Annotated in this window: 21 protein-coding genes and 3 pseudogenes; 16 read left to right on the top strand and 8 right to left on the bottom strand. The window is 61.6% G+C overall.

Annotation, left to right across the window (positions count from 1 at the left end; translation table 11 throughout):
• The gene (locus tag P1L40_RS08490; protein WP_419181197.1) at nt 1-894 is read right to left on the bottom strand and encodes an alpha/beta fold hydrolase; all 894 of its coding nucleotides are present in this window, start codon (nt 892-894) and stop codon (nt 1-3) included.
• 258 nt (nt 895-1152) lie between these two features.
• Nucleotides 1153-1809 carry a helix-turn-helix domain-containing protein gene (locus P1L40_RS08485; RefSeq protein WP_284010888.1) on the bottom strand — a complete coding sequence of 219 codons (657 nt, stop codon included), beginning with the start codon at nt 1807-1809 and terminating at the stop codon, nt 1153-1155.
• Nucleotides 1810-1924: 115 nt separating this feature from the next.
• Between P1L40_RS08485 and P1L40_RS08480 the strand changes: the two genes are divergently transcribed.
• The 4 genes from P1L40_RS08480 to P1L40_RS08470 all read left to right on the top strand — a co-directional run bounded on the left by P1L40_RS08480 (nt 1925) and on the right by P1L40_RS08470 (nt 6172).
• Nucleotides 1925-3568: an NADH-quinone oxidoreductase subunit D gene (locus P1L40_RS08480; RefSeq protein WP_284010887.1), complete on the top strand. Its 1644-nt coding sequence runs from the start codon at nt 1925-1927 to the stop codon at nt 3566-3568.
• Entirely contained in the window at nt 3565-3810 is a 246-nt protein-coding gene (locus P1L40_RS08475) for a hypothetical protein (protein ID WP_284010886.1), read from the top strand. The genes P1L40_RS08480 and P1L40_RS08475 overlap by 4 nt, the downstream gene beginning before the upstream one ends.
• A 54-nt stretch (nt 3811-3864) precedes the next feature.
• Nucleotides 3865-4143 (top strand): winged helix DNA-binding protein, encoded by a 279-nt coding sequence (locus P1L40_RS23725; RefSeq protein ID WP_465260789.1) that lies wholly within the window; start codon nt 3865-3867, stop codon nt 4141-4143.
• A gap of 271 nt (nt 4144-4414) precedes the next feature.
• Nucleotides 4415-6172 (top strand): PAS domain S-box protein, encoded by a 1758-nt coding sequence (locus tag P1L40_RS08470; protein WP_284010885.1) that lies wholly within the window; start codon nt 4415-4417, stop codon nt 6170-6172.
• Nucleotides 6173-6362: 190 nt separating this feature from the next.
• Here P1L40_RS08470 and P1L40_RS08465 read toward each other — a convergent pair whose 3' ends face one another.
• On the bottom strand, nt 6363-8018 hold the full coding sequence (locus P1L40_RS08465; protein WP_284010884.1) for a histidine kinase N-terminal 7TM domain-containing protein: 1656 nt from the start codon (nt 8016-8018) through the stop codon (nt 6363-6365).
• A 267-nt stretch (nt 8019-8285) separates the two neighbouring features.
• On the opposite strand from P1L40_RS08465, the gene P1L40_RS08460 reads away from it, so the two are divergent.
• The 12 genes and pseudogenes from P1L40_RS08460 (at nt 8286) to P1L40_RS08410 (ending at nt 18544) form a co-directional block, all read left to right on the top strand.
• Nucleotides 8286-8597 (top strand): DUF8065 family protein, encoded by a 312-nt coding sequence (locus P1L40_RS08460; RefSeq protein ID WP_284010883.1) that lies wholly within the window; start codon nt 8286-8288, stop codon nt 8595-8597.
• Entirely contained in the window at nt 8598-9203 is a 606-nt protein-coding gene (locus P1L40_RS08455; RefSeq protein WP_284010882.1) for a hypothetical protein, read from the top strand.
• A pseudogene (locus tag P1L40_RS08450) lies at nt 9203-10424 on the top strand (site-specific integrase). Before P1L40_RS08455 ends, P1L40_RS08450 begins: the two are co-directional and overlap by 1 nt.
• A gap of 519 nt (nt 10425-10943) precedes the next feature.
• The gene (locus P1L40_RS08445) at nt 10944-13814 is read left to right on the top strand and encodes a bacterio-opsin activator domain-containing protein (RefSeq protein ID WP_284010881.1); all 2871 of its coding nucleotides are present in this window, start codon (nt 10944-10946) and stop codon (nt 13812-13814) included.
• Nucleotides 13815-13935: 121 nt separating this feature from the next.
• Nucleotides 13936-14079, top strand: coding sequence for a rubrerythrin-like domain-containing protein (locus P1L40_RS08440; RefSeq protein WP_284010880.1), 144 nt, complete (start codon nt 13936-13938; stop codon nt 14077-14079).
• A gap of 646 nt (nt 14080-14725) precedes the next feature.
• Nucleotides 14726-15567: pseudogene (locus P1L40_RS08435) on the top strand (Glu/Leu/Phe/Val family dehydrogenase); the annotation flags it as partial.
• Nucleotides 15568-15728: 161 nt separating this feature from the next.
• Nucleotides 15729-15860, top strand: a pseudogene (locus tag P1L40_RS23520) (helix-turn-helix domain-containing protein); the annotation flags it as partial.
• A gap of 66 nt (nt 15861-15926) precedes the next feature.
• Nucleotides 15927-16340 (top strand): thioredoxin, encoded by a 414-nt coding sequence (gene trxA / locus P1L40_RS08430; protein ID WP_284010879.1) that lies wholly within the window; start codon nt 15927-15929, stop codon nt 16338-16340.
• Nucleotides 16341-16398: 58 nt separating this feature from the next.
• Entirely contained in the window at nt 16399-16698 is a 300-nt protein-coding gene (locus tag P1L40_RS08425; RefSeq protein WP_284010878.1) for a DUF7522 family protein, read from the top strand.
• A 55-nt stretch (nt 16699-16753) separates the two neighbouring features.
• A complete protein-coding gene (locus tag P1L40_RS08420) occupies nt 16754-17491 on the top strand; it encodes a DsbA family protein (protein ID WP_284010877.1) in 738 nt (245 codons plus the stop codon).
• A 2-nt stretch (nt 17492-17493) separates the two neighbouring features.
• A complete protein-coding gene (locus P1L40_RS08415; RefSeq protein WP_284010876.1) occupies nt 17494-18033 on the top strand; it encodes a hypothetical protein in 540 nt (179 codons plus the stop codon).
• A gap of 91 nt (nt 18034-18124) precedes the next feature.
• The gene (locus tag P1L40_RS08410) at nt 18125-18544 is read left to right on the top strand and encodes a hypothetical protein (protein ID WP_284010875.1); all 420 of its coding nucleotides are present in this window, start codon (nt 18125-18127) and stop codon (nt 18542-18544) included.
• 4 nt (nt 18545-18548) lie between these two features.
• Here P1L40_RS08410 and P1L40_RS08405 read toward each other — a convergent pair whose 3' ends face one another.
• The 5 genes from P1L40_RS08405 to P1L40_RS08385 are packed head-to-tail and all read right to left on the bottom strand — an operon-like array spanning nt 18549 to nt 25171.
• Nucleotides 18549-18800 carry a hypothetical protein gene (locus tag P1L40_RS08405; RefSeq protein WP_284010874.1) on the bottom strand — a complete coding sequence of 84 codons (252 nt, stop codon included), beginning with the start codon at nt 18798-18800 and terminating at the stop codon, nt 18549-18551.
• A 47-nt stretch (nt 18801-18847) separates the two neighbouring features.
• Nucleotides 18848-19579 carry a TorD/DmsD family molecular chaperone gene (locus P1L40_RS08400; RefSeq protein WP_284010873.1) on the bottom strand — a complete coding sequence of 244 codons (732 nt, stop codon included), beginning with the start codon at nt 19577-19579 and terminating at the stop codon, nt 18848-18850.
• 5 nt (nt 19580-19584) lie between these two features.
• A complete protein-coding gene (locus P1L40_RS08395; protein ID WP_284010872.1) occupies nt 19585-22866 on the bottom strand; it encodes a molybdopterin-dependent oxidoreductase in 3282 nt (1093 codons plus the stop codon).
• A complete protein-coding gene (gene nrfD / locus P1L40_RS08390; RefSeq protein ID WP_284010871.1) occupies nt 22866-24134 on the bottom strand; it encodes an NrfD/PsrC family molybdoenzyme membrane anchor subunit in 1269 nt (422 codons plus the stop codon). Before nrfD ends, P1L40_RS08395 begins: the two co-directional genes overlap by 1 nt.
• Nucleotides 24135-24136: 2 nt before the next feature.
• Nucleotides 24137-25171, bottom strand: a complete 1035-nt coding sequence (locus tag P1L40_RS08385) for a 4Fe-4S dicluster domain-containing protein (protein ID WP_284010869.1) — start codon at nt 25169-25171, stop codon at nt 24137-24139.
• Between the last annotated feature and the right edge of the window lie 53 nt (nt 25172-25224).

Here is a 25224-nt window from a genome sequence, read left to right as displayed (position 1 = left end):
TCAGGAGAGATGGTCGAGGAGTGCGTCGGTCACCGCATCCCGTTCGTGGTGGACCCAGTGGGACGCATCGGGAAAGGTCCGTACCCGACCGGTAGCACAGTACTCCATACTTCGCTCGGCCATCGAGGAAACGAGCGCGACGTCGTCCTCGCCCCAACAGAGCAGCGTGGGCTGGGTGACGCTGGTACGGGGTGGCCGTTCCGATCTGCGGAACCCACGGTACCAGTGGATCCGTGGTCGAATACCGGTGTGCTCCCAGGCCGCTCTGTAGCGGTCGATCGTCCCCTGGTCGAACGTCTCGGGATTCGACGTCAGTTCGAGCGAGTCGACCATGTTGTCCATTCCGTTCCGGGCCAACAGCCACTCGGGCAGTTTCGGCAGTTGGTAGAACCAGACGTACCAGCTCCGGAGGAGCTGTCGGGGACTGGACCGAAGCGTCTCTCGATACACTGTCGGGTGGGGGACGTTGAGAATACCGAGTCGGTCGACGAGCGACGGGCGCCGGAGTGCGAGGTTCCAGGCGACGAACCCGCCGAAGTCGTGCCCGACGACGTGAGCCGACTCTCGGCCCTCGCTGTCGATCAGGTCGGCGACATCCGCGACGAGTTCCGAGAGCCGATAGGCGTCGATTCCGTCGGGGGCGTCGCTCAGATTGCACCCCCGCTGGTCCGGGACGACCACGCGGAACCCCGCGTCGACGAGGGGACGGATCTGGTCACGCCAGCCGTACCAGAAGTCGGGGTGCCCGTGCAGTAAGACGACCAGTGGCGCGTCCGGATCGCCAGCAGTGACGACGTGTAACTCGACGTCGTTTACCACCCGAGAGGAGGATTCGATCTCTATGTCGGCCACTAACGACGCGTCAGTATCGGGACGTGATCTCGTGACCGACATCAGTATCGACTCGAAGCCGCGACCGTGGTTGGATGCTGTCTATCGAACATCGTTGTCTCCTGTCGTAGACGAACATACGGTGCCGGGTTCCGTACGCCGATTGCCCCATCCATGGGGCTACTTATGTTCCGACAGCTCGGTTCCGACCGCAGCCTGCAGGAATTCGTCGGAAAGGTCGATAGACTCAGGTTGGTTCAGCCCGATTCACTGCTGTTTGGAACTGCACGGTGATCTGTTTTGTATACTAGCGAGACCGCGTCACTGGACGATTTCGCTGAATACCCGATGTTCGGCTTTGCGAAGGTGTTCGCCGACGGTTCCGGGCCTGATTCCGACGACGTCGCTGATATCCTCCAGTGATGCCTGGCGGGGCTCGTCGTAGTAGCCCAGCTCAACTGCGGTCTCCAGAACCTCTTCCTGTCGATCGGTGATCGTCCTGCTGAACGTCGACCGGTCGGATTCGTACTCACCTGTCTGGAGCACGTCGACGTCCATGTATTCGACACGCTCGACGTAGGCGTACAGATCGCTGAACACCTCGTCGGTCCCGAGGTACGTGATCTTGAGCGCATCGTCGGCGGTGAACCGGATCGGGGTATCGAGTACCAGCGGCGACTCACGTTGGAGCTGCAACGACTTGCGAACCACCGCTGTCGGTTCGAACTGACTGACAGCCATCCAGGGGTCCTCTCCGGCAGTGAGATAGCTGCTGACGTGTGGGGAGCTCTCCATGATCTCGCTGTACTGTTCCTGATCGCCGCTCGCCTCAGCTAACAACAGGACAGTATCGTCGGTGAGCAACTCCACGTGATGGATCGCCCGGCGTTCGATGGACTGTGCGGCCGTCAACTCCTCGCCGAGCGGGTGGAATGCGCTCTCTCCCTTCGGCCTAACTAACAGGGTGAGATATCGCATACACCGCCTTCGACGGGCTGTAAGTAAACCACTGTGGAGAGCGATTACTTATATCCCACCACTGGTGAGGCAGTTCAGCTACTCGACCGAGCCGTGAACTGCAACCAGACGGGCGATGCAACAGCAACACCGTTCACCCGAAGATCAGTTCGTAGACAGTGTCGTCACAGCACTCGACGACGACGGGCTCGTCGGCCGGGAGTCACACGAGAACGCTCCAGCAGCCGTGGTCCGGGCCGACAGTGTCGAGAGCGTCCTCTCGACGCTTCGCTCCGAGGGAGGGCTCGAACACTGCTCGTGTGTGACTGCCCAGGAGTACGACGACCGCTTCGAGACGATCTATCACCTCACCAGCTACGATGATCGGACACGGGAGCTGTCGGTCGTCGTCCCGACGCCGAAAGACGAGCCGGTCAGTGAGTCCGCCACGTCGGTCTACCGAACGGCCGAATGGCACGAACGAGAAGCCTACGACCTCCTGGGGATCGAGTACGAGGACCACCCGGACCTGCGTCGCATCCTCTTACCGGAGACGTGGCAGGGGCATCCACTGTCTGACGACTACGACCAGACACAACCGCAGATCGTTCCCCTTCGCGAGAACGCGAACCCACTTGCTGAGGACCGCCGTGACGGGCCCGACACGATGCATCTCAACGTCGGGCCCCATCATCCCTCGACCCACGGGGTCCTCCACCTGAACGTGACGCTGGACGGTGAGACGGTCGCTGCTGTCGAGCCGGATATCGGCTACATCCACCGCTGTGAGGAGCAGATGTGCGAGAAGGGGACCTACCGTCACCAGATCATGCCCTATCCCGACCGCTGGGACTGGGGCGGTGCAGGGCTCCTCAACGAGTGGGCCTACGCCCGCACGATCGAGGATCTGGCCGACATCGACGTCCCCGAGTACGCACAGGTGATCCGGACGATGAGCGCCGAACTGTCGCGTATCCTCTCGCACTTCCTGTTCACTGCGATGTACGCGCTGGACGTTAGCGGCGAGTTTACAGCGACGTTCATGTATGGCTTTCGGGACCGGGAGGTCGTCGAAGACATCTTGGAGGACCTCACCGGCCAGCGCATGATGTTCAACTACTTCCGGGTCGGTGGCGTCGCGTGGGATATTCCTGAACCCCGTGAGGAGTTCTTCGAGGCCGTCCGTGCGTTCGTCGACGACCTCCCAGCGAAACTCGGTGAGTACCACGACCTGCTGACGAGCAACGAGACGTTCCAGCTCCGCTGTGTCGGAACCGGCGAACTCCCTCCCGAGGTCGCAAAGCAGTACGGTGTCACCGGCCCAGTCGCTCGTGGGTCCGGCATCGACTATGACCTCCGACGGGACGATCCGTATGGCTACTACGACAATCTGGACTGGAACGTCGTCACCGAGCACGACTGTGACAACTTCTCGCGTGTGCTCGTCCGGTTACGAGAGATCGAGGAATCTGCAGCGATCGTCGAGCAGTGCGTCGACCTCCTCGAAGACTGGCCCCAGGACGAGCGTACTCTCCAGGCCAACGTTCCGCGGACGCTGAAACCCTCGGGTGAATGCTACAGGGCCGTCGAGGGTGCGAAGGGTGAACTGGGGATCTATATCCGCGCAGACGGGACCGAGACACCCGCACGGTTCAAGATCCGGGGGCCCTCATTCTCGAACCTGTCGGCGCTCTCCGCGATGGCCCAAGGGGAGTACGTCGCTGACCTCGTCGCGACGCTGGGGAGCCTCGACACCATCATGGGGGAAGTTGACCGATGACGATGTCGCTCTCGCGACGCACAGCGGGTGCTCGCTCGGTCACCCGATGTCCACGGGGTAAGCTAGCGTACAGCGTTGCGGACGAGACGTACGACCTCCCGAACGGGACGAACTGGCTGGTATACGGTCTAGGGCTGGTGGCCACGGGGGTGTTTTTGACGCTCAATTACACGACTTGGATTGGAGGCGTGGTGGTACTCGTCGGTCTCTGGTTTGTTCTTGACGGCGCGACCACGATTTGATATGGCTCCGCTCGGACACCACACGAGTTCGTCTTGGGACCGGAATCCGAGGCAATGCTCCGGATGCAAATTCTAAACACGGTGTACCGGACGCTTCGTGAAAGCAACCGGCCCCACACCCCCGCGAAACTTGCCGACGTTTGCGACCTGACCGAGTCACAGGTCAGATCAGCCCTTGAGTACTTAGAACAGCGAGGTCTGGTTACCAAGACAGAGGAGGAATACCGAGCGGTACCACAGACTTGGGATCGAGTGACACCTGTCGTACAGTTCGGCGCTTGGGTACCACGCCAAATACTCCGTCCGTTTTTTCAGGGTCGCAATAACCGATAGGTGCGATCCGACACGTAGGCTGCGCTCGGCGGAACGACGTTGACTACTCTCTACGGGAAGATCCTTTTGAAGCGATCCCACATCAGGTAGAATCGGTTCGTATAGCGACTGTACTGATCGTTAGTAAGTTCGAGAATGCTGAGATAATCACGACCACTTTGCAGAGAGCTAGCACCTCTGCTTAGCCCTAATCGTAGCAATGCTGGTGGCAAATATCCCGTCTGAGAATTGGCAGCACACTCTTATGATATCTGCTAAGAGAGGTTTATATATGGGTCATCTGCCAGACGTTCATGTTCTACACGTTGATGACGAGCCGGATTTTGCTGACGTCGTAGCTGACTTTCTCGAACACGAGGACAATAGACTCGCAGTCGAAACCGCAACGAGCGCCAGCGAGGGATTAGACAGACTTGCTGACGAGGACTTCGACTGTATTATCTCTGACTACGATATGCCTGAGCAGAACGGAATCGAATTCCTCGAAACAGTTCGTGAGATGGCTCCTGAACTGCCTTTTATCCTGTTCACCGGCAAAGGGTCGGAAGAAGTTGCCGGCGATGCCATCTCGGCTGGTGTTACTGATTACTTGCAAAAAGAGCGTGGCACTGACCAGTATGCCGTGTTAGCAAACCGCGTCCGAAATGCCGTCGAACGATACCGTGCCGAGCACGCCCGTGAGCGTCAGCGCAAAGCCAGCGAAACCGCACACGAGGGCATCAGCATCCTCAACGAAGACGGCGAATTCATCTACGTCAACCAGGCGTACGCGGATCTCTACGGCTACGACCCCGAAGACATACTCGGCCAACACTGGGAATTGGTGTATCCCGACGACGAAGTAGCAGTCGCACGGAACGAGATTTTGCCGACGGTCGCTGACGAGGGCTCTTGGAGCGGCGAAACGACCGGTCTCCGAGCCGATGGTACTACTTTTCCCGAAGACCACCGGGTCGTCCAGACGGATTCTGGAGAACTGATCTGCTCGGTTCGGGACCTCTCTGCAGAACAAGAATTGCAAATCGAACTGACGCGATTTGCCACGCTTGTAGAGACGCTCAGTGACCCCGTCTACGTGCTTGACGAGACGGGACGGTTCGAATATGTAAATGATGCGTTCGTTGAGATGGTCGGGTACGGCCGTGACACCGTTCTCGGCGCGACACCAGCACTGATCAAATCACCGGATGCGGTCGAACGAGCAGAAGCCAATCTCGGTCGCATTCTCCCATCGGACGGTCCCGACAGCGTGCAGTTCGAGATCGAGATTCAGCCCAATGACGGGGAGCCGATTCCCTGTGAGGACCACATGGGCATCTTACCCTACGAAGGGGAGTACTTCGAGGGCTCAGTCGGAATGTTGCGTGATATCACCGAGCGCAAAGACCGCGAACGGGAATTGAAACGGCGGAACCAGCGTCTCGACGAGTTCGCCAGCGTCGTCTCTCACGACCTCCGGAATCCGCTCAACGTGGCTTTCGGTGGGGTAGATCTCGCACAGGCGGAGTGTGACAGCGAACATTTAGAGCGCGCCGAACGCGGTCTGGATCGAATGGATGCCTTGATCGACGATCTGCTGACGCTAGCTCGTGCAAACGAGACGATCACTGACCGCGAATCGGTCGATATCACAAGGATCGTCGAGGAGTGCTGGTCGAACGTCGAGACAGGCGACGCCACGCTCGTCACCGACGTTGATTGTACGATCGACGCGGACGAGAGTCGGCTGAAGCAGGTATGTGAAAATCTCGTTCGTAACGCTATCGAACACGGTGGCGACGACGTGACCGTAACTGTCGGTGAGTTTGAGGAGGGAGTCTATATCGAAGACGATGGCGTGGGGATCCCCGAGGACGAATACGATGATATATTCACTGCGGGATACTCGACGAGCGACGAGGGAACGGGCTTCGGACTGAGTATCGTCGAACAGATTGTCGAGGCCCACGATTGGGAAATACGCGTCACAGACGGCTCCAAAGGCGGTGCGCGCTTCGAAATCATCAGCAGTGAGTTCGTTACTGCGTAAATCGACTGTCGTAGCCGAGACTCCGCCTGTATTCCATGGTTATACTGTCGGTGTAAGTCCACTTTCGATATCGGCTCATCTAACGGCTCGTCTGACAGTCCGTCGACGAGCTGTCCGTGGCTGCCGACGGAATGAAGATGATTGTCGGCGCCGGAATTCGTGCTAGTCTCGCCGGAGAGGGTGTCTGGTTCTACTGTTTGCGCGTACCGACACCTGAGATGACGATGCGGATTCCGTCCTGATACGACGTATCGAGCGTCGTCTCCCAACCGTGGGTCTCGGCGAGCATCCGGAGGTTTGGGAGCGTCAAACCGGCCTCGGCGTCGGGAATCGCGCTCCCATACTCGAAATACGATGCTGGGTCGGTGTTGCCGGTTGGCGCACCGTCATCGGTGATCGCAAAGCCAGTGTCGGTGACGGTAACGGTAGTCTCGGTCGCACCGTTGTGCGCACCGAACGTGAACGCATTGATAAATAGTCTTTCGAGACGCTCGGGGTCAGCTGTGACTTCTACACTGGATTCAATAGAGAGGGAACCATTGTCAACGTCAGCAGTCGCCCATGCCGCCTTCGCGATAGTTCCGAGGTCAACCGTCTCGGTCTGGCTGTCTTCGACGCTTTGGCCGTATCGAGCGAGTTTCGCCAAGTCATCGACGATATCTGCCATCCGCTCTGAGGTGTCCGAGGCGGTCTGCAAGCTATTCCGAGCTAAATCCACCTCACCGTCTTCAACCGCGTCGCCAGCGATGTCGATTCTGGCGCTGACAATCTGCAGTGTGTTGAGCAGTTCATGCCGGATAGCGGCGGCGAACCCTTCCAGTTGTTCATTCTGCCGTTCTAGCTCCCGACGCTGCCGTTCGGTCCGAGTCACATCGGTAAACAACACCATCCGGCCGATGCCAGTCTGGCCCAGCGAAAAGCGCGTGTCACTCACCAGATAGTGTTTGGTCTCGCCGGCCCTGGTCCGGTCGAGGATCCAGTTTCGGTCGCCAAGTTCCGTGCTCGCGGGTGGGATAATGTCGTCCAGTGGTTCCCCTGTCGCCCCATCGAGGTCCGGGAACAGCTGCTCAGCGCGTCCATTGTAGTGGCTGATTCGGTCATCGCGGTCCAGATAGACGACCGGCGCGTCAACGCCGTCGGTGAGTTGGACGGCGAGAAACTCCTCTTCGAACACGTACAGGACGCCGATTGCGAAGACGGCAACGCCAAGCGGCTCGTAGTTGATGTCAATGAGGGCATCGCTGGCGAAGCCGACGATATCGAACACCACAGGGAGGCCAGTAATCCCGACAAGCGCGGCCAGTGGCCGTGTATCGTAGTCGGCGTCCAGAAATAGTTCGTACAACATGAAGAATCCCACCGCGACAAGCGCGTAGGAGAGCCCGGTGACGACCCAGTGAAAAGTCCCGTGTATGATTGTCTGATGCGGAAACGGCTCGGTGACGAAGGTCGTCTGAAAGTACCAGCCGTGGAGTGGATTCGTGAGTTTCACTGCGACGATAGCGAGATACAGCGCCACCGCGAGACGTCTATACATCTTATCTCGGTGAAATGAGCGTCCGGTATAGGCTGAGGTAAAATAGAGCCAGGCCCCGACGGTAGTGAGTCCGATAATCAGGCTGAGTGTGTAGGCTCCGTAGCCTACCGTTGGAGTTGGAGCGACCAGAAAGGCCAATTGTAGCGCGGCCCAGCCACCACTCCCAACCAGCAACGCGACCAACCCTCGACGGGTATCGGTGTCTGTGACCTGCCGGGCACGACCGAGAGCGGCTATACAGCCGAGTGCGGCCAGTCCGTAGGCGAAAACATATGCCAAAAACGCTGGAGAAACGCCGAGGACGGTCATCTATCAGATTTATTTGACTGACTGATTTGAGTCCTATGCCCGTATTACGACAGTTGATAATCACGGCACTGCGGTCAGCCAGCTACTGTTATATACGAAATTGTGCCCGTCGGTATTCCTTCATGAGAGAAGCACGACCAGTTATTTTTCAGCCACTCCCTGAGAAGCGCCACCATTGCTAATTCGTCCGAGAGGATGAGGGGCAATGTACCCATGTGTTCCCACAAGGGGAAACAACTTATCCGGCCGGCCTCCATACTCTCCACTATGAGCCAAGAATCGCTTGACGATACGATTAAATTCCGCGCCGGCCCGCTCAAGGAGGCGGCAACCGAACTGGATGCCGTCCATCTTGGAGGCATCAATATTAGCGAACTCGGACGAGAGGGGCTTACCGAGATGCTTCGGCGAGCGATGACTGACGACGACAAAATCGCGATTTACGAGCACTACTCTGCGGGCGATATCTCGGAGGAAGCTGCTCGAGTCCTCCTCGGGGAGGAGTTCGATTTGCTCCAGGAGGACACTGAGGCCTTCCGCGAGGCTACTGAGGCTGACACCAGCGACTATCTAGCCTAAATGGCCAGTGGCGACACACGGTATCCGATTCTCGTCGATACGGATACGCTGATTGCCGTTGCGAATAGCTCGTTGTGGACTCAGATAACGGACAACGTCGGCCTCACGACGACAAACGTCTGCAAACAGGAGCTAGAGCGACACGCCGAGGAGACGCGCGAAACCGCACCTGAAGGAAGTCGTCCGTACCGACTCCATCACGGAAGCCGTGCTGCACTTGCGGCGCTTGCGGATGAAGACACACCGCTCACCCAGGTGACTAGTGTTCCCCGGCCCCATGGAGCGGACGCTGGCGAGGAATCACTCCGACAGGAAGTGGTACAGAACCCGGAGGCTATCGACTACGTTATTCTGATGGACGCGGCAGGCCGACGCTCGGTCCGCCGCGCAGTCGACGATCAAAACGAAGATATCCGTGTCGTGGCACCGCCGTTTCTGTTCTACATTCTCTACGATACCGACCTCATTTCTCGTCGCGAGTTCTGTGAAGCGTGTGGTGAGCTGTTGGAACGAGAGGGGTGGACCGGATACAAGGCTGTGAAAGCCGCATGGGAGGGGATTCCGATTGATTGTAGCGACATTCTTGACGACAATCTGCTCCCGTGATCGAACTAGCTCCCGCAGCGAGACGTGCTGGTTCGATATCGCTCACGGAGTCCTTCGAACGCTACCTCCAAGACAAGGGGAAAGGGCGTGGTGGTGACGGCGGGAACTACCGTCGTAATGCGGCCCGCGAACTCAAACGGTTCGGCCGGTGGGTTGCGGGCGACTGCGGTCGGAACGAGTGGACAGGAATCGTCCCCGAAGATGTCGACCGGGACCCGTCCTTCTAGGATCTCGATGAACGAATGTTCCGGGCGTACGCCCGGCATCTCGGCAGTGACCGCGCGCTCAAGCAAAACACCATCCACACGTATTATCACTATATCTCTGCGTGGTGTGGTTGGTGTGCGAACGAGGGATATCTCAGGGGTCACTACGCCCGGCGAGCGAGTGCGATGGCCCCACTCCCGATGACGACGGTCGCAAACCCGGCGACCAGCAGATATGGACATCTGAGCAGCGTCACGAACTCATCCGACACGTTGACGAGCGAGTCCAGGACGCAATTGAGACGTACAGAGCGCTTCCGGATGATGTCGATCCCCTCGACAGGCAGCGAGCGCGATATACGATCCTAAAGGCGGCTCGTGACCGCGCTCTCGTCTTCGTTCTCGCATACACAGCTGTTCGCGTTGGTGAGATTCTTCGTGACCCGAACGATCCACGGCGGCGTGGTGTCCAGTGGGGAGAGATTTCGCTAGATGACGGGAGCATGGATGTCTACCGAAAGAAACAGCAGTGGGATGTTGCGAGTCTCCCAGATCCTGTGATCGCGCCACTCCGGAGACATCGAACGCTGATGGATCCACCGACGGTGCAATGGCCAGTGTTTCCCACGTTCGACCAGCGGACGCTCGCAACGCTCGTCCAAGACGGGCCAGATACAATCGAGAAACAACGTGACGAGTACGCTCGGGACTTCTTGTTGGCTCTCGACGAGGATATCCACCCACTGTCGATCACGACCGATGGGGCGCGGTCGATTCTTCAACGGCTCTCGACGCAGCGGAGGTCGACCTTGAGCATCCGAAACACGATTATTTCGCTCCTCATGGTGGCCGACGGGGAATGGGCGAAATCCTTGTCCGCGGATTCGGATACACGGTTGCTGACCGATATCTCGATAACTCAGAGAAGATGATTCGTAAGCGCTACTCGCACATCGAAGCCGATGAATTGGGTGCGCTCGCGACCGAAGCAATCAACGAGATCGATTCCATCTGAAGATACTGAGACCGCTGTTGGTTGCCGACCAATGGCGGTGAGACGGTTGAACCTCCCTGCATGCTGCGACATTCACGTCCAAACTATCTAATGAGGAGTTTACAACGCTTGGCTCACATTAGACGATCCTGTCCCGCCCTGTACACGCTGTTTTTCATGTGGTGTGCACCAGTCAAGCCCTCTGCGTCCGCCGCTTCGAGACACCGGTCGGCCGGACCCGTCGTGAGAGTGGACCATCCTGTCGATCGCAAGAGTTGACTTATTTCTCGCCGATGGAGAGTTTGTCGCAAGACAGTCTTTATCATCATTCTGTATTGCGTCCGTGACCACGCAGTCCCTAGTTCCTGTACGTGCCACCATGCTCCTTGGCTCCGGTCTAATATGTACAGGCACTCGGACTTTCAAATCGGGTTTGATTCAAAACTGTTTAGATGGCTGTGGGGTTATATATTGAAGTATCTCTGTGCCCTTCATTGAGTCCAGCGCTAAGTAGTTCAAACCGATACGTGGTGTAATCAGATGACAGTGACTGACTCCACTCTTGACACGGCTCAGATTCTCGTTGTTGGTTCAACAAAATGGCTCGAAGCGTTTACACGTACGATACGCAGCCAAACTGGGGGGTCTATTACGACGGTTAAGACAGTGCCTGAGGCACTAGATACCGTCGGTAAGAGGCCCATCGACTGTATCGTTACTGCATATAAGCTCGGAGAGCAAACCGGGATTGAACTAGTGAATCGTCTCAAAGAAACGTACCCGTCCACCCCGATCATTCTCGGCACTAAAGACGGTAGCGAGGCCATAGCGAGCGAGGCTATCCGGGCTGGAGTCACCGATTATCTCGCAGTAACCGAGTCCGATGACCAGACAAATGAGGATCTTATCGAACGGGCTGTGGACGCGGTTCGTACAGCGGAGCAGACGATCACTCGCAACGAGCGGGCACAGCAGTTTGAAGCCGTCTTCCAGGACAACCAGACGGCGACATGGGTACTCGACCCACAGGGCACACTCAAGCGCGTCAATCAACGGGGACGGAAGATGATAGATCATGACTGTGACGCTATGATCGGTAAGCCGTTCTGGACACTGCCGTGGTGGGACGAGACAGAGGCGGCCCAGCGGGATGTTCGACAGCTCGTCACGTCGGCGCGTGAAGGCCGGTTCAGTAACGCCGTCGTCTATCAGGCACCGGCGACCCCCCATCGCGTCCTGGACCTTTCAGTCCGCCCTGTCGAGAACGACCGTGGCGACGTCGTCTCGATCGTGGTCGAAGGAATCGACGTTACCGACCAAGTCAAACTCCAGCGCGATCTCCAAGAGTCCGAAGAACTCCACCGGGTCACGCTCAACAACATGACCGACACCGTCCTCATCACAAACGACGACGGTGAGTACACCTACGTCTGTCCGAACGTCCACTTCATCTTTGGCTACACCGCCGAGGAGATCTACGAGCAGGGAACCATAGACGGGTTACTCGGTGAGGATCTCTTCGATCGTGACGACCTCGCTGACAACAGGGCACTCAAGAACATCGAGTGTACGGCGACTGACAAAGCTGGCCGCGAACACACGCTACTGGTTAACGTCAGGGAAGTCGACATCCAAGGGGGCTCGTTCCTCTATAGCTGTCGTGACATTACGAAACGAAAACAGCGCGAAGAGGCCCTGGCTACCCTCCAAGAACTCGCCCGGTCGTTTCTCTATGCCGGGACCCACGACGAGATTGCACAGCATATCGTCGAGGACGCGCCGAACGTGATCGGTGTCGAGGCGAGTGCGGTATATCTGTTCGACGCGGACGGAAACGAGCTACGTCCTGCGGCGCACTCACAGACGATGCGAGACCTGCACGGACCGCTGCCGAGTGTCCACGCCGATGGCGACACACTCCCCGGACACGGGTTCATCACGGGCGACAGGCAGGTGTTCGCGGATATCCACGAGTCTGGCCGTCTCGACAATCGGGCGACGGACCTGCGGAGTGCCAGCTACATCCCGTTGGGTGACCACGGCGTCTTCGTCGCGGGATCGGACACGGTGGGTGCCTTCGACGAGGTGACACGGGAACTCGCCGACTTGCTCGCCGCGGCCGCCGAGGCCGCCCTGGACCGTGTGACCCGCGAGTCGAAGCTCCGCACACAGGAGCGGCAACTTCAGCAGCAAAACGAGCAACTCACCACCCTGAATCAGATCAACAAGACGATTCGGGCTATCGACCGGGCCGTCGTCAAGGCTGAAACCCGTGAGGAGATTGACCACGCCGTCTGTGAACTGCTGACCGACGATGGCCGGTTCCGTTTCGCGTGGGTCGGAACCGTCGACCCGACGACGGACACGCTGGAAGCCCGTGCCTGGGCCGGCAACGAGCAGGGATATCTGGACGGCAACCAGTTTGTGGTCGGAACCTCCGGGACGGAACCGGCCGGGCAAACGGCGGCGTCGGGGGAGCTCACGATGGTGCCAAACGTCGCGGCCGACCTGCGGGAGGACTCCTGGCGGACGGACGCGCTCACACGCGATTTCATGTCAGTGCTGAGTATTCCGCTGGTGTACAACGAAGTCACGCACGGCGTGTTGACCGTCTACGCGGATACCAGAGACGCTTTCGACGGGATGGCACAGACAGTGTTGACCGAACTCGGCGAAACTATCGCCGCCGCACTGAGCGCCATCGAACGGAAGAACGCTCTCCTCACGATGTCGATAACCCGCCTGGTGTTCGAAATCGACGATCCGACGTTCGTCCTCTCGCGTCTGGCGCGGGAGGCCGACTGCACCCTCACCTATCAGGGTGGTGTGCAACAGACAACCGACGGGAGCTACGTCTTCGTTACTGTCGACGACGCTGACATCGGAACCTTACAGGACTGTGCATCGGAACTGGCCGGCATCGATGCTGTCCAGGCCATCAGTGCCGACACCGACGGCGGTGTTCTCCGCCTCGGACTGACACAGCCGTTCCTCGCTCTGGAACTGGCCGACCACGGCGCCGTCCTGCGCGAAGCGACTGGGGAGCCAACGAAGACCACACTCACAATCGACGCTCCGGAGAGCATCGACGGCCGGACCATCAGACAGCTGGTGAACGACACGTTCGTCGAGGTCGCCCTCGACAGCAAGCAGACCCTCGACCAGGCCTTCGACCGCGATATCCACGCACAGTTCCTCGCAGCACTGACCGACCGCCAACTGGAAGTCACCCAGACGGCCTACTACAGCGGCTTCTTCGAATCACCACGCGAGAGTACGGGTGAAGAGGTCGCGGATTTCCTCGATATTTCTCCTCCGGCGTTCTACCAGCATATCCGGACGGTACAGCGGAAACTCTTCACAGCGGTGTTCGAGGACGCGAAGTTTTCGGTAGCCGGTCAGTCCAGGTAGGTTCAATAACGAACACCCTACTGTCTGGATACCTTGGTAGTAAACTGCTGACTATTCGATTCTGTACTGGGTATGTAGTCACGAGTGTCGCGCGTCGACAGCGGGCACTCGTGAATATCCAATGCGAGATGTCACGCAAACGCCCGACGAGGAAACGCCGTACGAGTGCTTCGAGTGTGGTACTGTCGTCACTGCGGAGGACAACCCCGGCCCCTGTCCCGACTGTGGGGGCGAGATGCGCAACCGGCAGACACCGGTCGAGTGACGATGCTATCGGACTGGACCGGAGCCGAGGCCAATCGAACTGGGGCCCGGTCGTGTTGTGGCCGATCTAAGCCTGTCACACACGCGGTTGTCCGTCGGGACAGCCTCGTAGACACCAGGAATGGTACCGGTTTCGGTGCCAGTCGTGGGGCGGGAAAACATTTGACCGCCGCCCGCGGTTTCGGGGCCACCCGACTGCCCGACGCGCAGTACGCGTACTCTCATTCTTCCTGAAAAATATCGCTCCAGAGACGACCCCGAACTCAGACGCATCGAAGACCCGGCGACAGCGGCGTGTTTCAGGGCTGTCACCCAGATCTGGTACTTCCCCTCCGGCCGCGTACTCCTGGAACGGGACCAGTACCGCGACTGTCTGCTTCCAGAGGTCGACCGGATAGACGTCCCCGCCAGCGGTTGCGAACGCGTGGGGGACGCGGTCGCTCTTGACGCCGATACGACGGTCGAAGTGGTCGACAGAGCGGACAGACAGATATTTAAATATATTAATACAAAAATAAAATTAGAGCAATAATTAAAGACAAATATTAGTTAAACAAGCCTCAATTAGTAAAAACCAAACTTAAATTTAGTATAAAAACTCAGATAAGACAGTTAGGTTTTGGTATCTCGGTTCACCTGCGACATGTATGTCGGTGCTAAACCCGTACGAGAATCTGCGTACGCAGATCGACGAAGCAGCTAGCTATGTTTATGTGTCGGATGGGAAACTAGACGACTCAAGACACCCGAGCGCGTGGTGGAGATGAATCTGGCTGTCGAAATAGACGATGGGTCGACCGAGGTGTTCCGTGCCTACCGGTCACAGTTCAACGGTGACCGTGGCCCTTACAAGGGCGGTATCCGCTACCACCCCGGAGTTACCCGTGATGAGGTCAAAGCGCTGTCAGGGTGGATGGTTTATAAAACTGCCACCAGTGATATCCCGCTCGGCGGCGGCAAAGGCGGTATCATCACCGACCCGAGTGAGTACTCCGAGTCGGAACTCGAGCGGGTCACCCGTGCATTCGCCGTCGAACTGCGCCCCTTCATCGGGTCTGACCGTGATATCCCCGCTCCCGACGTCAACACGGGCCAGCGTGAGATGAACTGGATCAGAGATACCTACGAGACCCTCGAGAATACGACTGAACCAGGTGTCATCACCGGGAAAGATATATCTAGTGGCGGGAGCGAAGGTCGCGTCGAAGCGACCGGCCGGTTGACGGTCATCGCCGCACGCGAGGCGTTCGAGTATCTCGACAAGGACCTCAGCGGGGCCTCTGTCGCTGTACAGGGGTATGGAAATGCCGGCTGGATAGGGGCCAAACTAGTCTACGAGATAGGCGCCGATGTGGTCGCCGTATCAGATTCCAGCGGTGGTATTTCTGCCACAGATTCGCTCGACCCCTACTCTGTCAGGGAACACAAACAAGCGACCGGCAGCGTCGTCGGCTACCCGGGTGCAGAACAGGCTCTGACAAATGAGGAACGCTCTTCCGAAGGAGATTGTTGATGCTGCTTTCCGTAGTAGGTTGATACCTGAACCGGTAGTTTGAGTCCTTGACCAGCCCGTTCTCGTTGAGCCTAGTTCAGCATAGAACCGCAAGAGGGCTCTACATCAACAATGTGCTACGCAAGAGCGAATGAGGAATTGCTCACGATATGCAGCGATTGCTCAACGACTGGTATGCGGATATCGGACAGCTCATTCAGGAGTTCGAAGATCGATATAGTCGGGACTCGGACGACCGAGAGAACCAGCCGCTGCAGTCCTGTTCCTGATTCCTGCAATCTCAACTCTCTAGCGCAGCAGTATTGTGTATTTTACACAAAAGCATACGAATACCTATGGCTGAAGAGATCGAGGAGATCCGACGACAGAAATTGGCGGAGCTTCGAAATCAGGCTGGAACGGGCGGTGCTGGGGAGTCCGACTCGCAGAGTCCTTCTGAGCCGATCCATATCGACGGCGGCGCCGAGCTGACCGAAACTGTCGCCGAACACGATGTCGTGCTAGCCGACTTTTACGCTGACTGGTGCGGACCATGCCAGATGCTTGAACCGGTCGTCGAAACGATCGCCGCCGAGACGGGTGCGGCTGTGGCGAAGATCGATATTGACGCGAACCAGCAACTTGCCGCCGAGTACAGTGTCCAGGGGTTGCCGACGCTCGTCTTATTCGCCAACGGTCAGCCTGCCGAACGCCTTGTCGGAATGCAGGACGAAGCGCAGCTTCGCTCTGTGATAGAAAAGCACGTGTAAATCAGCGACGACCGATGGGCCTGCTGAGGCGGACGACCGCCGTTCGAAGGGCTCCCTTGTGGGTGGCGAGTACGATGTCCTGTACCGGGACGAGGCGGCATCCTCACAGTACACTGCGTCCGATATTCGGTCGATTCTAGAACACATTCAGTTGGAGGCAATCGGCACTGCAGTCTACGAGGAATACCACGGAGAGCCGCTGCACGCGACCGTTCGCGTATACGATACACTGGTCACCATCGCTGTACCGGTCGAGGAGACGATCGGGCTCGTTGTCGTGGTACGGAATGATGGCTCATACGATCTGCATTCGATAATTGAGACAGTCGAAAACGCGGCATACGCCGGTAATTTCTAACCGCCATAGGGGACCGCAACGTCTTTCAGACGACGAGGAGTGGTATTGGGCAACAATGGATCTCACAAGCAATATCACTCGTCGACGCGCCCTTCTCGCTGGCGGCGGGGTGCTTGCGCTCGGGGGTGGTGTCGCGTACGTCGCGTCACAGCCTGAGCCGAGTGAGCAGCGCTACGTTCCGGATACCTCCCACGGCAGCACTGCGACGACGGACTTCGGCGTCGAACTCGCCGGGCGACCGATCGCCGGCGAGCGCGACGCTGCGGTGGACATCTACTACTGGACGGACTATCTGTGTCCGTTCTGCAAGAAGTTCGAGACGGAGACGTTCCCCGATATCGGCCGCAACTACCTCGACACCGGCGACGCCCGCCTGGTGGCGCTCTCATATCCGAACATCGGACAGTACTCGATGCCAGCGGCAGTTTGGGGGCGCTGTGTATGGTCGCAGGTCGCCGACAGCAACCCCGCCGCGTTCTGGAACTGGCACGCGGCGGCGTTCGACGAACAGCCCGATTCAGGGACGGATTGGGCCGACGAGGAGGCGTTTACCAGTGTCACCGAGCGGGTAGATGGTGTGGACGTATCCTCGGTCGATACCTGCCGCGAGGAACGAGGGGACTCGATTCGTGAGAGCATGGATCCAAACCTCGACGTAGCCCGCGAGGCGAGGATTCAGGGCACACCGGGTTTCGTTATCTACAATCGTGAGTCCGGGGCTGCCGGGAGGCTCGTCGGGGCCCACCCCTACGAGAACTTCGCCGACGCCATCGACCAGGTGATGGAATCGTGAGCGTGAGACGGACCATTGCGAGTCGCGACTGGACTCGTAGCCTCCGCGGAGCGCTCGTTTACCCGCTCACGTCTGATCGACGGCTGCTGCTGACCGCCGCCGGGACGGCCGTCACGTACGTCGTCCTGGTCTTGAGTTCGTTCCCTCAGTTCTCGCTCCAGATCCTCGCGAACGACCCGGGCGACGTCGTCTACGCGGTCAGCGCACTCACTCGGGAAATGTACCTGAGCACTGGGGCGGTCGGTCTCGCTCTGGTCACTGGATACGCGGTCCTGACCGGTATCGCGACGACCAACGCGCTGGCGCTGGTCGGCCGTGCGCGTCGCCGAGGTGCATCAACCATCGTGGGCGTCCTGCCCGGAATGGTCGCCGCCGGCTGTGCGAGCTGCGGTGCGGGCGTGCTCGGAGCGTTGGGCTTCGTCGGTGCGATGGCGGCCCTACCGTACGACGGCAACCTTCTCCGCGTCGGCGGTATCGTCCTGCTCCTCATTTTCCTCGGGCGCGCGGGTGATCCGCGGACGTGCTCGATCGACCCGACGTAACCATGCGATGGAACAACCGACGACAGATGGTCGAGATGTGGCATGCATCGGACAACCGAACGAACGGCACTCGACGACGGGAGGTTGGGCTGTGACGGCTCTCCCGTATTCCCGATTCGTCAGGAGCGCCGGCGTCGGCGTCGGGACTCTCCTGCTGTTCGGCGTCGTGACCGGACTGATCCCGAACCCCCTGTACGTTCGAATGGTGGAGCGTACCCCGGCGGACTACCTCTTCCTAGTCGCTACGGCGGCGTTCGCCGCCGGCTTCGTCTACCAGCGGTCGCTGACCGACGACCCGATCGGAGACCGCTACGCCGCCGGCGGTATCGTCGGCGGGTTCCTGGCTTTCGGTTGCCCGATATGCAACGCCGTGCTGCTGGCGCTGTTCAGCTCCTCGGCGCTGATGACGTACTTCGACCCGCTGCGACCGGCGTTCGGGGCCGTGAGCGTCGCCGCCTTCGGCGGACTGCTCTACTATCAGCGACGGCGCTGTGAGGCGTGCGGCCGCTGACGGATCAGGCCTCGCAGCTTCCGCCGCCGGTCCGAAGCCGGACGAAGCCGGCCAGGAGCCCGACGGTCACGGCCGTCACGAGAATCTGGACCAGGTTCCCACCGAGGACGGCGGTAGTACTGCCGCCAGCGACGGCGCCGGCCGCGCCGGTCGACGCCGGGGCCGCGACGAGACAGCAGAGGCTCAGCGCGCCGCCGATCCCCAGCAACGACCAGTGCGATCGCGTCGACTCGGCAGTGCCGTCCGCCTCGGTCATCTCTCGGCTGCTGCTACCGTCCGGTCTCGTTTGTGTTTTGGGGTCGCTCACTGGGGCGAGACCGTGCCACTGTCGGGAGCAGCGACTCCGCTCCGTGCGTCCCAGGCGACGAAGGTCCGTGCGAGTCGGGCGAGTGCCGCGAAGACACCCTCGGCGGCGTCTTCGGCCTCGACGGTCTCGTGAAAGTCGTCGAGCCAGCCGAGGCGGCCGACCGTCTCCCGCTGGTGCTCGCGGACCGCTGCGAGCTCGTCGGTGGCGTCGCTACGGTCAGCGAGCAGGGTGGCCTCCCGCTCGCAGAGCGCGCGCATGAACTCCAGTTCGGCGGCGAGGTGGTCGGGAATGGCGTCGCCGCGCTCGGGTTCGAAGCCGACGGCCGCATGGGACCGCGCGGCCGCGGCAGCGGGGTCGCCCAGCAGTTCGCCCGCCGCCCCGGCGTCGTGGTACGGCGAGTCGGACTCGAAGTCCTCGCTGGGGTCGTCAGCCCAGGCCGACGCGAACGGGGGGACGTAGTGCGGACCGGGGACGACGAACAGGTTGTCGTAGCCGACCCGGAGCCCCTCGGTGTCGAGGTCGGGGCGGTCGAACGCATCGCCGTCCGCGTCACCCAGGAACCGGGTGACGAGGTCGGCCAGGGTCCCGTCGCCGAGCGCGGCCGCGAGCGTCTCGTGGTCGCCGTCGAACGCCGCGGCGAGCAGCCCGTACACCGCCGCTCTCGCACGGGCGGCGTCGGCGTCGCCGCCGGATTCACCGCCCACGGCCGTGGTGGTGGCGTCGTCCATCGGGATCACTTCCGCTCGACCTCGACGAAGGCGTCGTACTGGGCGTTGCTCCCGCCGACGAGGTCCGAGAGGCCGGTGTCGCCGAGGTCTTCGTCGAGCGGCTGGAGGTGGTTGATCGCGAACCCGGCGTCGCGGCCCTTCGCCAGCCCGGCCTCTTCGGTCATCGGCTCGTCGAACTGGTAGGGCGTGTGGCCGTCTTCCTCAACCAGGCCGCGGGTCTCGCCGTCGATAGTCTCTTCGACCGCACCGTCTCCGGACCGACCCCAGCCCCACATGGCACCGACGACGCCGGGGCGGATGCCGTTCGTGACCATCGCGACCCCTTCCGCGGTGCGTCGGCCGGCGTCGATGGCGATCTCGTCGCCGTTCTCGATGCCGCGCTTCTCGGCGTCGCGCGGGTTGATCCACAGCGGGTTCTGCGGCCTAGTCTCCCGGAGCCACGGGCTGTTCGTGGTGCGGTGCATCCCCTGGGTCCGGGGCTTCCAGTTGATCAGCCGCAGGGGGCGCTCGGGGTCGCCGTCGTCGGTGACCGGCGCCTGGACGCCGCCGTCGTAGTGTTCGACGTCGTCGACCCGCGGGAGCGGGTCGAACCGCTCGCCGGTGTAGGAGTGTTTCCCGTTCGGCACGACCTCGCTGTAGAAGTCCACGCGCGAGCTGAGTCTGTAGCGCATCTGGTCGCCGTCGTAGGCGTTGCTATCGTCGAAGCGCTCGGCGTAGTCGTACTCGTGGCCGTGCTCGGCGAACCGGTCGGCGTAGTCGTCGACGGGCTCCTCGAAGCGGCCGCCGCGGTTGAGCACGGTGACGACCTTCGCCCACTCCTCGTCGCTGACGACCCGCTTCCAGCGGTCGAGGTCGAACGAGTCGCCGAGCCCCTGCTCGTGGCTCTCGCGGAAGACCCGCTGCTCGTCCTCGCTCGCATCGGGGACGGGCTCGCGGGCGTAGGCCATGTTCGCCGCGAGCTTCAGGTAGAAGTCCTCGGCCCGCTCGAGCGGCCACAGATCCCCGTCCGCGTCGGGGATCGCGTCCTCGCCGACGCCGGGGAGGTCCAGTTCCGTCCAGAGGTCGATCAGGACCTCCTCGAACGGCCGCGCGTCGGGAACCACCTCGACCGCGGGCTGGCTGATCTTCTCGTCGGCCAGCCGCTTGTTCGGGTACGTGCCGAAGTTCTCCCACCGTTCGAGGTAGGTCGGCTCCGGCAGGATGTAGTCGGCGTGCTTGCTCGTCTCGCCGATCACCGTGTCGGAGGCGACGACCAGCGGGATAGTGTCGGGGTCGCCGAGGATGTCGGGGATCTGGTCGCCGCCGGCGACGGCCATCACGTGGTTGTTCGAGTACGGCCGGATGAACAGCGCCTCGATGCCGTAGGGGTACTCGTCGGCGGCGCTGCCGTACAGTTCCTGGGTGGCCTGAGGTGGCGCGACGGGGAACCACGGCCGCTTCGCCGGGTAGCCGCCGTCGCGTTCGAACAGCGTGGTGTCCTCGTAGTTGACCCCGCCGCGCAGCAACGGGATCCCCCACGGCGAGTGGCCGTCGGGGACCTGTTCGAGCTCGTAGCGGCCGGACATCGTACTGTACCCGGCGTAGGGCGTGATCTGGCCCCCTTTCCAGTCGTAGTTACCGATGAGGTGCTGCAGCGTCGCGATGGCCCGGGTGTTGTAGAACCCGTTGGTGTGTTTCGCCGGGCCGCGGTAGGCCATGATCGCCGCTCGCTTTCCGTGGCTGGTGAACTCGTCGGCGACCTCGGCGATCCGGTCGGCCGAGACGCCGGACATCTCGGCGTACTCCTCGACGGTGTGCTCGAACACCCGGTCGCGGTACAGGCTCCAGACACTCTCGACGGCGGTTCCGTCGACGGTCAGCGACACGTCGAGGACACCGGTCTCGACCTCGCTGGCCGGCCGCGGTTCGCCGGTCGATGCGTCGACCGCGACGAAGTCGTCAGCCAGTTCGTGGTCCGCCGGGACGAGCCCGAGGTCGGCGGCGCGGGCCTTGGGACCCGCCTCCTCGTCGACGAGGACGAGGTGGGTCGCGTCGCTCCAGGTTGGCTCGCCGTCGCTCTCGGCGGCACTCTCGGCGGGGTTGCGGAGGTACTCGACGTCGTGGCGGTCGTGTTCGAGGATCCAGCGGGCCATCCCGAGCGCGAGCGCGCCGTCCGCGCCAGGTTCGACCGGGACCCAGGTGTCCGCCTTCTCGGCGGTCTTCGACAGCCGCGGGTCGACCACATCCATCCGCATCCCGTCCTCGATGGCGCTGGTCAGCTTCGGCGCGAGCCAGGTCGGTCCCTTGTTGGCGACCATGGGGTTGGTCCCCCACACCAGCAGGTACTCGCAGTTCTCCACGTCGGGGTACTGGCGCTTCTTCTGGGCCGCGTGCGAACGGACGTTCCCCATGACGCTGGAGAAGCCGCAGGTCCCCGCGTGGTGGACGCTGTTGATCGACCCCAGCCCCTGGTGCCACAGGCGAGTCCGGATGAAGTTGCGCCGGAACCCGCCCACGTCGACGATCTGGTTGGCTTTCGGCCCCATGTCGGGGTGGTCGGTGTCGATTAAGACGTCCTCGTACTTCTCGTCGAAGGCCGACTTCTCCAGCTCACCGGACTGGACGGCTTCCCAGTCGTCCATCACCTCGTCCTCGGGCGCGTAGCCCCACAGAGCGCGCAACCCGGGGTGGCCCAGGTCGTCGTCACCCTCGACGATCTCTTCGATCGCCTGTTCCCAGGAGATAGTCTTCCACTCCCCGGAGCCGCGGGGACCGACGCGTTTCATCGGCTTGCGCACTCGGTAGCTGTCGAACGCCGTCTGGATGCCGGCCTGGCCCTTCAGGCAGATCCGGCCGCCCGACAGCGACCACCGGTCGGCGTCCACGGCACCGCTCCCCGCCACGTCGCCCGTGGCCACGTCTTCGGGGTCGCTGTCGTAGGGCACCTGCGAGAACGGCTGGGTGTTCAGGAACGAGTACGGGTTGCCGGCCAGCTTGCGGACGAGCGAGCTGTACTCGCCAGTCCCGCTGTCGTCGGCCAGCCGGACTTTGATCGGGCAGAACGTGTTGCACTGCCCGCAGGTCGTGTGGATCACGTCGCTCGCGCCGTACTCGCCGTAGTCGTCGCCGACGTAGTGTTCGGTGTCGTCGGTCCAGAGGTCGTCGGTGTCGACGTTGACGGTCGCGGCGCTGGCGGCGCCGATGGCGCCGACGGCTCCGACCGCCTTCACGAGGTCGCGTCGCGTGAGCGACGGCCCCTCGTCTTCGGTCCCTCCGGCGTCTGCGTCGGTGGTGTCGTCGGTTGACATCAGTGGTCACCTCCGTCGAGCGGCGTCAGCGGCAGCAGTTCCGCGCCGATCGTGTACAGGAGCAGTCCGACCGCGATCATCCCGGCGCTGGTCGCCCACTCCACGGCCGATGGGAAGTACGAGCCGTGCGGGAGCCCCTCCATGACGGGGCGGATCTGCGGCGGAACGACGATGTTGAACCGCACGGCGACGATGCCGATCACGACGCTGAGCCCCGCCAGCGCCATCAGCCACGGCGTGCGTCGCCACTCCCGCTTCGAGAGCATGACGAGCGGGAACACCCACCCGAACCCGACCATGAACCACCAGAACGACCACGACATCTCGCCGAACGCGATGATCTGCCAGGTCTCGACGACGTGGGGGTGGAAACTGACGATCGCGATCAGCGCCTCGATGGCGGTCAGCGCCACGTCGACGACGACGAACGCGGCCAGTAGCTTCGCCAGCTGGTCGAGCAGGTCCCGGTCGACGGGCTCGTCGTCGAACAGCTTCGTCCGGAGAACGTACAACAGCATCACCAGCGCCGTCCCGGAGAGCACCGCCGAGACGATGAAGATCACCGGGAATAGCCCGCTGTTCCAGTACGGGCGGGCCTTCGAGACGGCGAAGAGGACGCCCGTCCCGCCGTGGACCATGAAGATGGCCAGCGGGATGCCGACGATCCCGGCTCGCGTGAGCCAGGTTCGGTCGGTGGTCCGGGAGGCCTCGGTCGTCGCCCGGCGACCCAGCGTCAGGAGGGCAGCGAGTCGGGCGCGCAGTCCCGACCCGCGCTCGGCGACGCGGGCGAGGTCGTAGCGCATCGAGAAGTACAGCTCGGTCACGAGCACGCCGATGTAGGCGACGTACGCGTGGACCTCCCAGGAGAGCGCGGAGGTGAACTGCCGCCAGACGAACGGGTGATACATCCGGTCCATTCGGCCGAGATCGGTCCAGACGAACAGCAGCGCGACGGCCATACTGACGATCGCTGCGAACAGCGCGTCGCGGTCGATCCGGTGCATCGCCTCGACGCCGAAGACGTTCGCGAGCGTGCTGACGAGGAACGCCCCCGCCGAGAGGCCGACGAAGTAGATGTAGAAGGCGACCCAGGCGCCCCAGGGGGTCGTGCTCGTCAGGTTGGTGCTCGCCATCCCCTCCGTGATCCGCAGCCACGTCGCGTACCCGCCGACGAGCAGGAGCGCGCCGAGGACGGCGTACCAGGCGACGCGCAGGCGGTCGCTGACGAACCCGGGGTCGAACTCGAACCGCGAGTGTTCGGTCGCCATGGTCACTTGAGGTAGTAGACGTTGGGGTCGGTCCCCTCGCTCTCTTTCAGCTGGAACGCCCGTGAGGAGTCGGCCATCTCGGAGACCTCGCTGTCGGGGTCGTCGAGGTCACCCATGTTCCGGGCGTCGCCGACGCAGGTCTCGACGCAAGCCGGCTCCTCGCCGCGCTCCAGGCGGTGCGTGCAGAAGCTACACTTGCGGACGTTGCCGACCGGCGACTCGTCGCCCTCGCGCTTCCCGCGGTCGACGCCGTACTCGGGGCTGGTCACCTCGCCGGCCTCGTCGACCTCGTCGTCGTAGTTCTCGCCGAAGTCGAAATAGCGCGCCCCGTACGGGCACGCGATCATGCAGTACCGACAGCCGATACAGCGGTCGTAGTCGACGTTGACCACGCCGTTGTCCATCTTGTAGGTCGCGCTGACGGGGCAGACCTGCACGCACGGCGGGTTCTCGCACTGCATACAGGGCCGAGGGACGTTCGTCCGCGTGACCTCCGGGAACTCCCCGTGTTCCTCCTCCATCACGACGTTGTAAGAGACGCCCGGCGGCGTCCGGTTCTCGGCCTTGCAGGCGACCGTACAGGAGTCACAGCCGACGCACTTCTGGAGGTCGATGACCATCCCCCAGCGCTCGTCGCCGTCCGCCCCGTCGCCGGTCGCGTCGGCCCCGTCCCCGTCGGCGGAGAGCTCGCAGGCGACCGAGTCCATCGAGCCGACCGAACAGCCCAGCGAGTCCGCGGTCTCGTCGGCGATCGTCTGGTCGCCGCTCTCGATCGATGGGTTGGGGGTCTCGCGATAGGTGTCGCCGAACTCGCGTTCGGCGGCCTCGTCGTATCGCTCCCAGTACTCCTCGGCCGACAGTTCACCCCGGGAGACGCGCTTGGCGTCCTCGGCCATCGCTATCCCGAGGTCCGTGTCGTGGTCGGTCTTCGACAGTTCCGCCCTGGGATCGGCCGCCTCGTCGTCGACCATCGCGTCGAGGTCGGCGGCGCCCGCGTCCGGGACGCCCGGCAACCGGTCGTCGCTCGCGCCACTCATCGGTACCACCCGCACATCGGGCCGCGTCCGTATGGCCGGTCGAACTGAGGCAT

It is taken from the genome of Haloarcula pelagica (assembly GCF_030127105.1).
GTDB classification, from domain to species: domain Archaea; phylum Halobacteriota; class Halobacteria; order Halobacteriales; family Haloarculaceae; genus Haloarcula; species Haloarcula pelagica.
This window is presented reverse-complemented; position numbering and strand designations above follow the sequence as displayed.

Coding starts and splice junctions, on each gene's coding strand:
- P1L40_RS08490 (WP_419181197.1), bottom strand. CDS start 894: ATGTCGGTCACGAGATCACGTCCCGATACTGACGCGTCGTTAGTGGCC.
- P1L40_RS08485 (WP_284010888.1), bottom strand. CDS start 1,809: ATGCGATATCTCACCCTGTTAGTTAGGCCGAAGGGAGAGAGCGCATTC.
- P1L40_RS08480 (WP_284010887.1), top strand. CDS start 1,925: ATGCAACAGCAACACCGTTCACCCGAAGATCAGTTCGTAGACAGTGTC.
- P1L40_RS08475 (WP_284010886.1), top strand. CDS start 3,565: ATGACGATGTCGCTCTCGCGACGCACAGCGGGTGCTCGCTCGGTCACC.
- P1L40_RS23725 (WP_465260789.1), top strand. CDS start 3,865: ATGCTCCGGATGCAAATTCTAAACACGGTGTACCGGACGCTTCGTGAA.
- P1L40_RS08470 (WP_284010885.1), top strand. CDS start 4,415: ATGGGTCATCTGCCAGACGTTCATGTTCTACACGTTGATGACGAGCCG.
- P1L40_RS08465 (WP_284010884.1), bottom strand. CDS start 8,018: ATGACCGTCCTCGGCGTTTCTCCAGCGTTTTTGGCATATGTTTTCGCC.
- P1L40_RS08460 (WP_284010883.1), top strand. CDS start 8,286: ATGAGCCAAGAATCGCTTGACGATACGATTAAATTCCGCGCCGGCCCG.
- P1L40_RS08455 (WP_284010882.1), top strand. CDS start 8,598: ATGGCCAGTGGCGACACACGGTATCCGATTCTCGTCGATACGGATACG.
- P1L40_RS08445 (WP_284010881.1), top strand. CDS start 10,944: ATGACAGTGACTGACTCCACTCTTGACACGGCTCAGATTCTCGTTGTT.
- P1L40_RS08440 (WP_284010880.1), top strand. CDS start 13,936: ATGCGAGATGTCACGCAAACGCCCGACGAGGAAACGCCGTACGAGTGC.
- trxA (WP_284010879.1), top strand. CDS start 15,927: ATGGCTGAAGAGATCGAGGAGATCCGACGACAGAAATTGGCGGAGCTT.
- P1L40_RS08420 (WP_284010877.1), top strand. CDS start 16,754: ATGGATCTCACAAGCAATATCACTCGTCGACGCGCCCTTCTCGCTGGC.
- P1L40_RS08405 (WP_284010874.1), bottom strand. CDS start 18,800: ATGACCGAGGCGGACGGCACTGCCGAGTCGACGCGATCGCACTGGTCG.
- P1L40_RS08400 (WP_284010873.1), bottom strand. CDS start 19,579: ATGGACGACGCCACCACCACGGCCGTGGGCGGTGAATCCGGCGGCGAC.
- P1L40_RS08395 (WP_284010872.1), bottom strand. CDS start 22,866: ATGTCAACCGACGACACCACCGACGCAGACGCCGGAGGGACCGAAGAC.
- nrfD (WP_284010871.1), bottom strand. CDS start 24,134: ATGGCGACCGAACACTCGCGGTTCGAGTTCGACCCCGGGTTCGTCAGC.
- P1L40_RS08385 (WP_284010869.1), bottom strand. CDS start 25,171: ATGAGTGGCGCGAGCGACGACCGGTTGCCGGGCGTCCCGGACGCGGGC.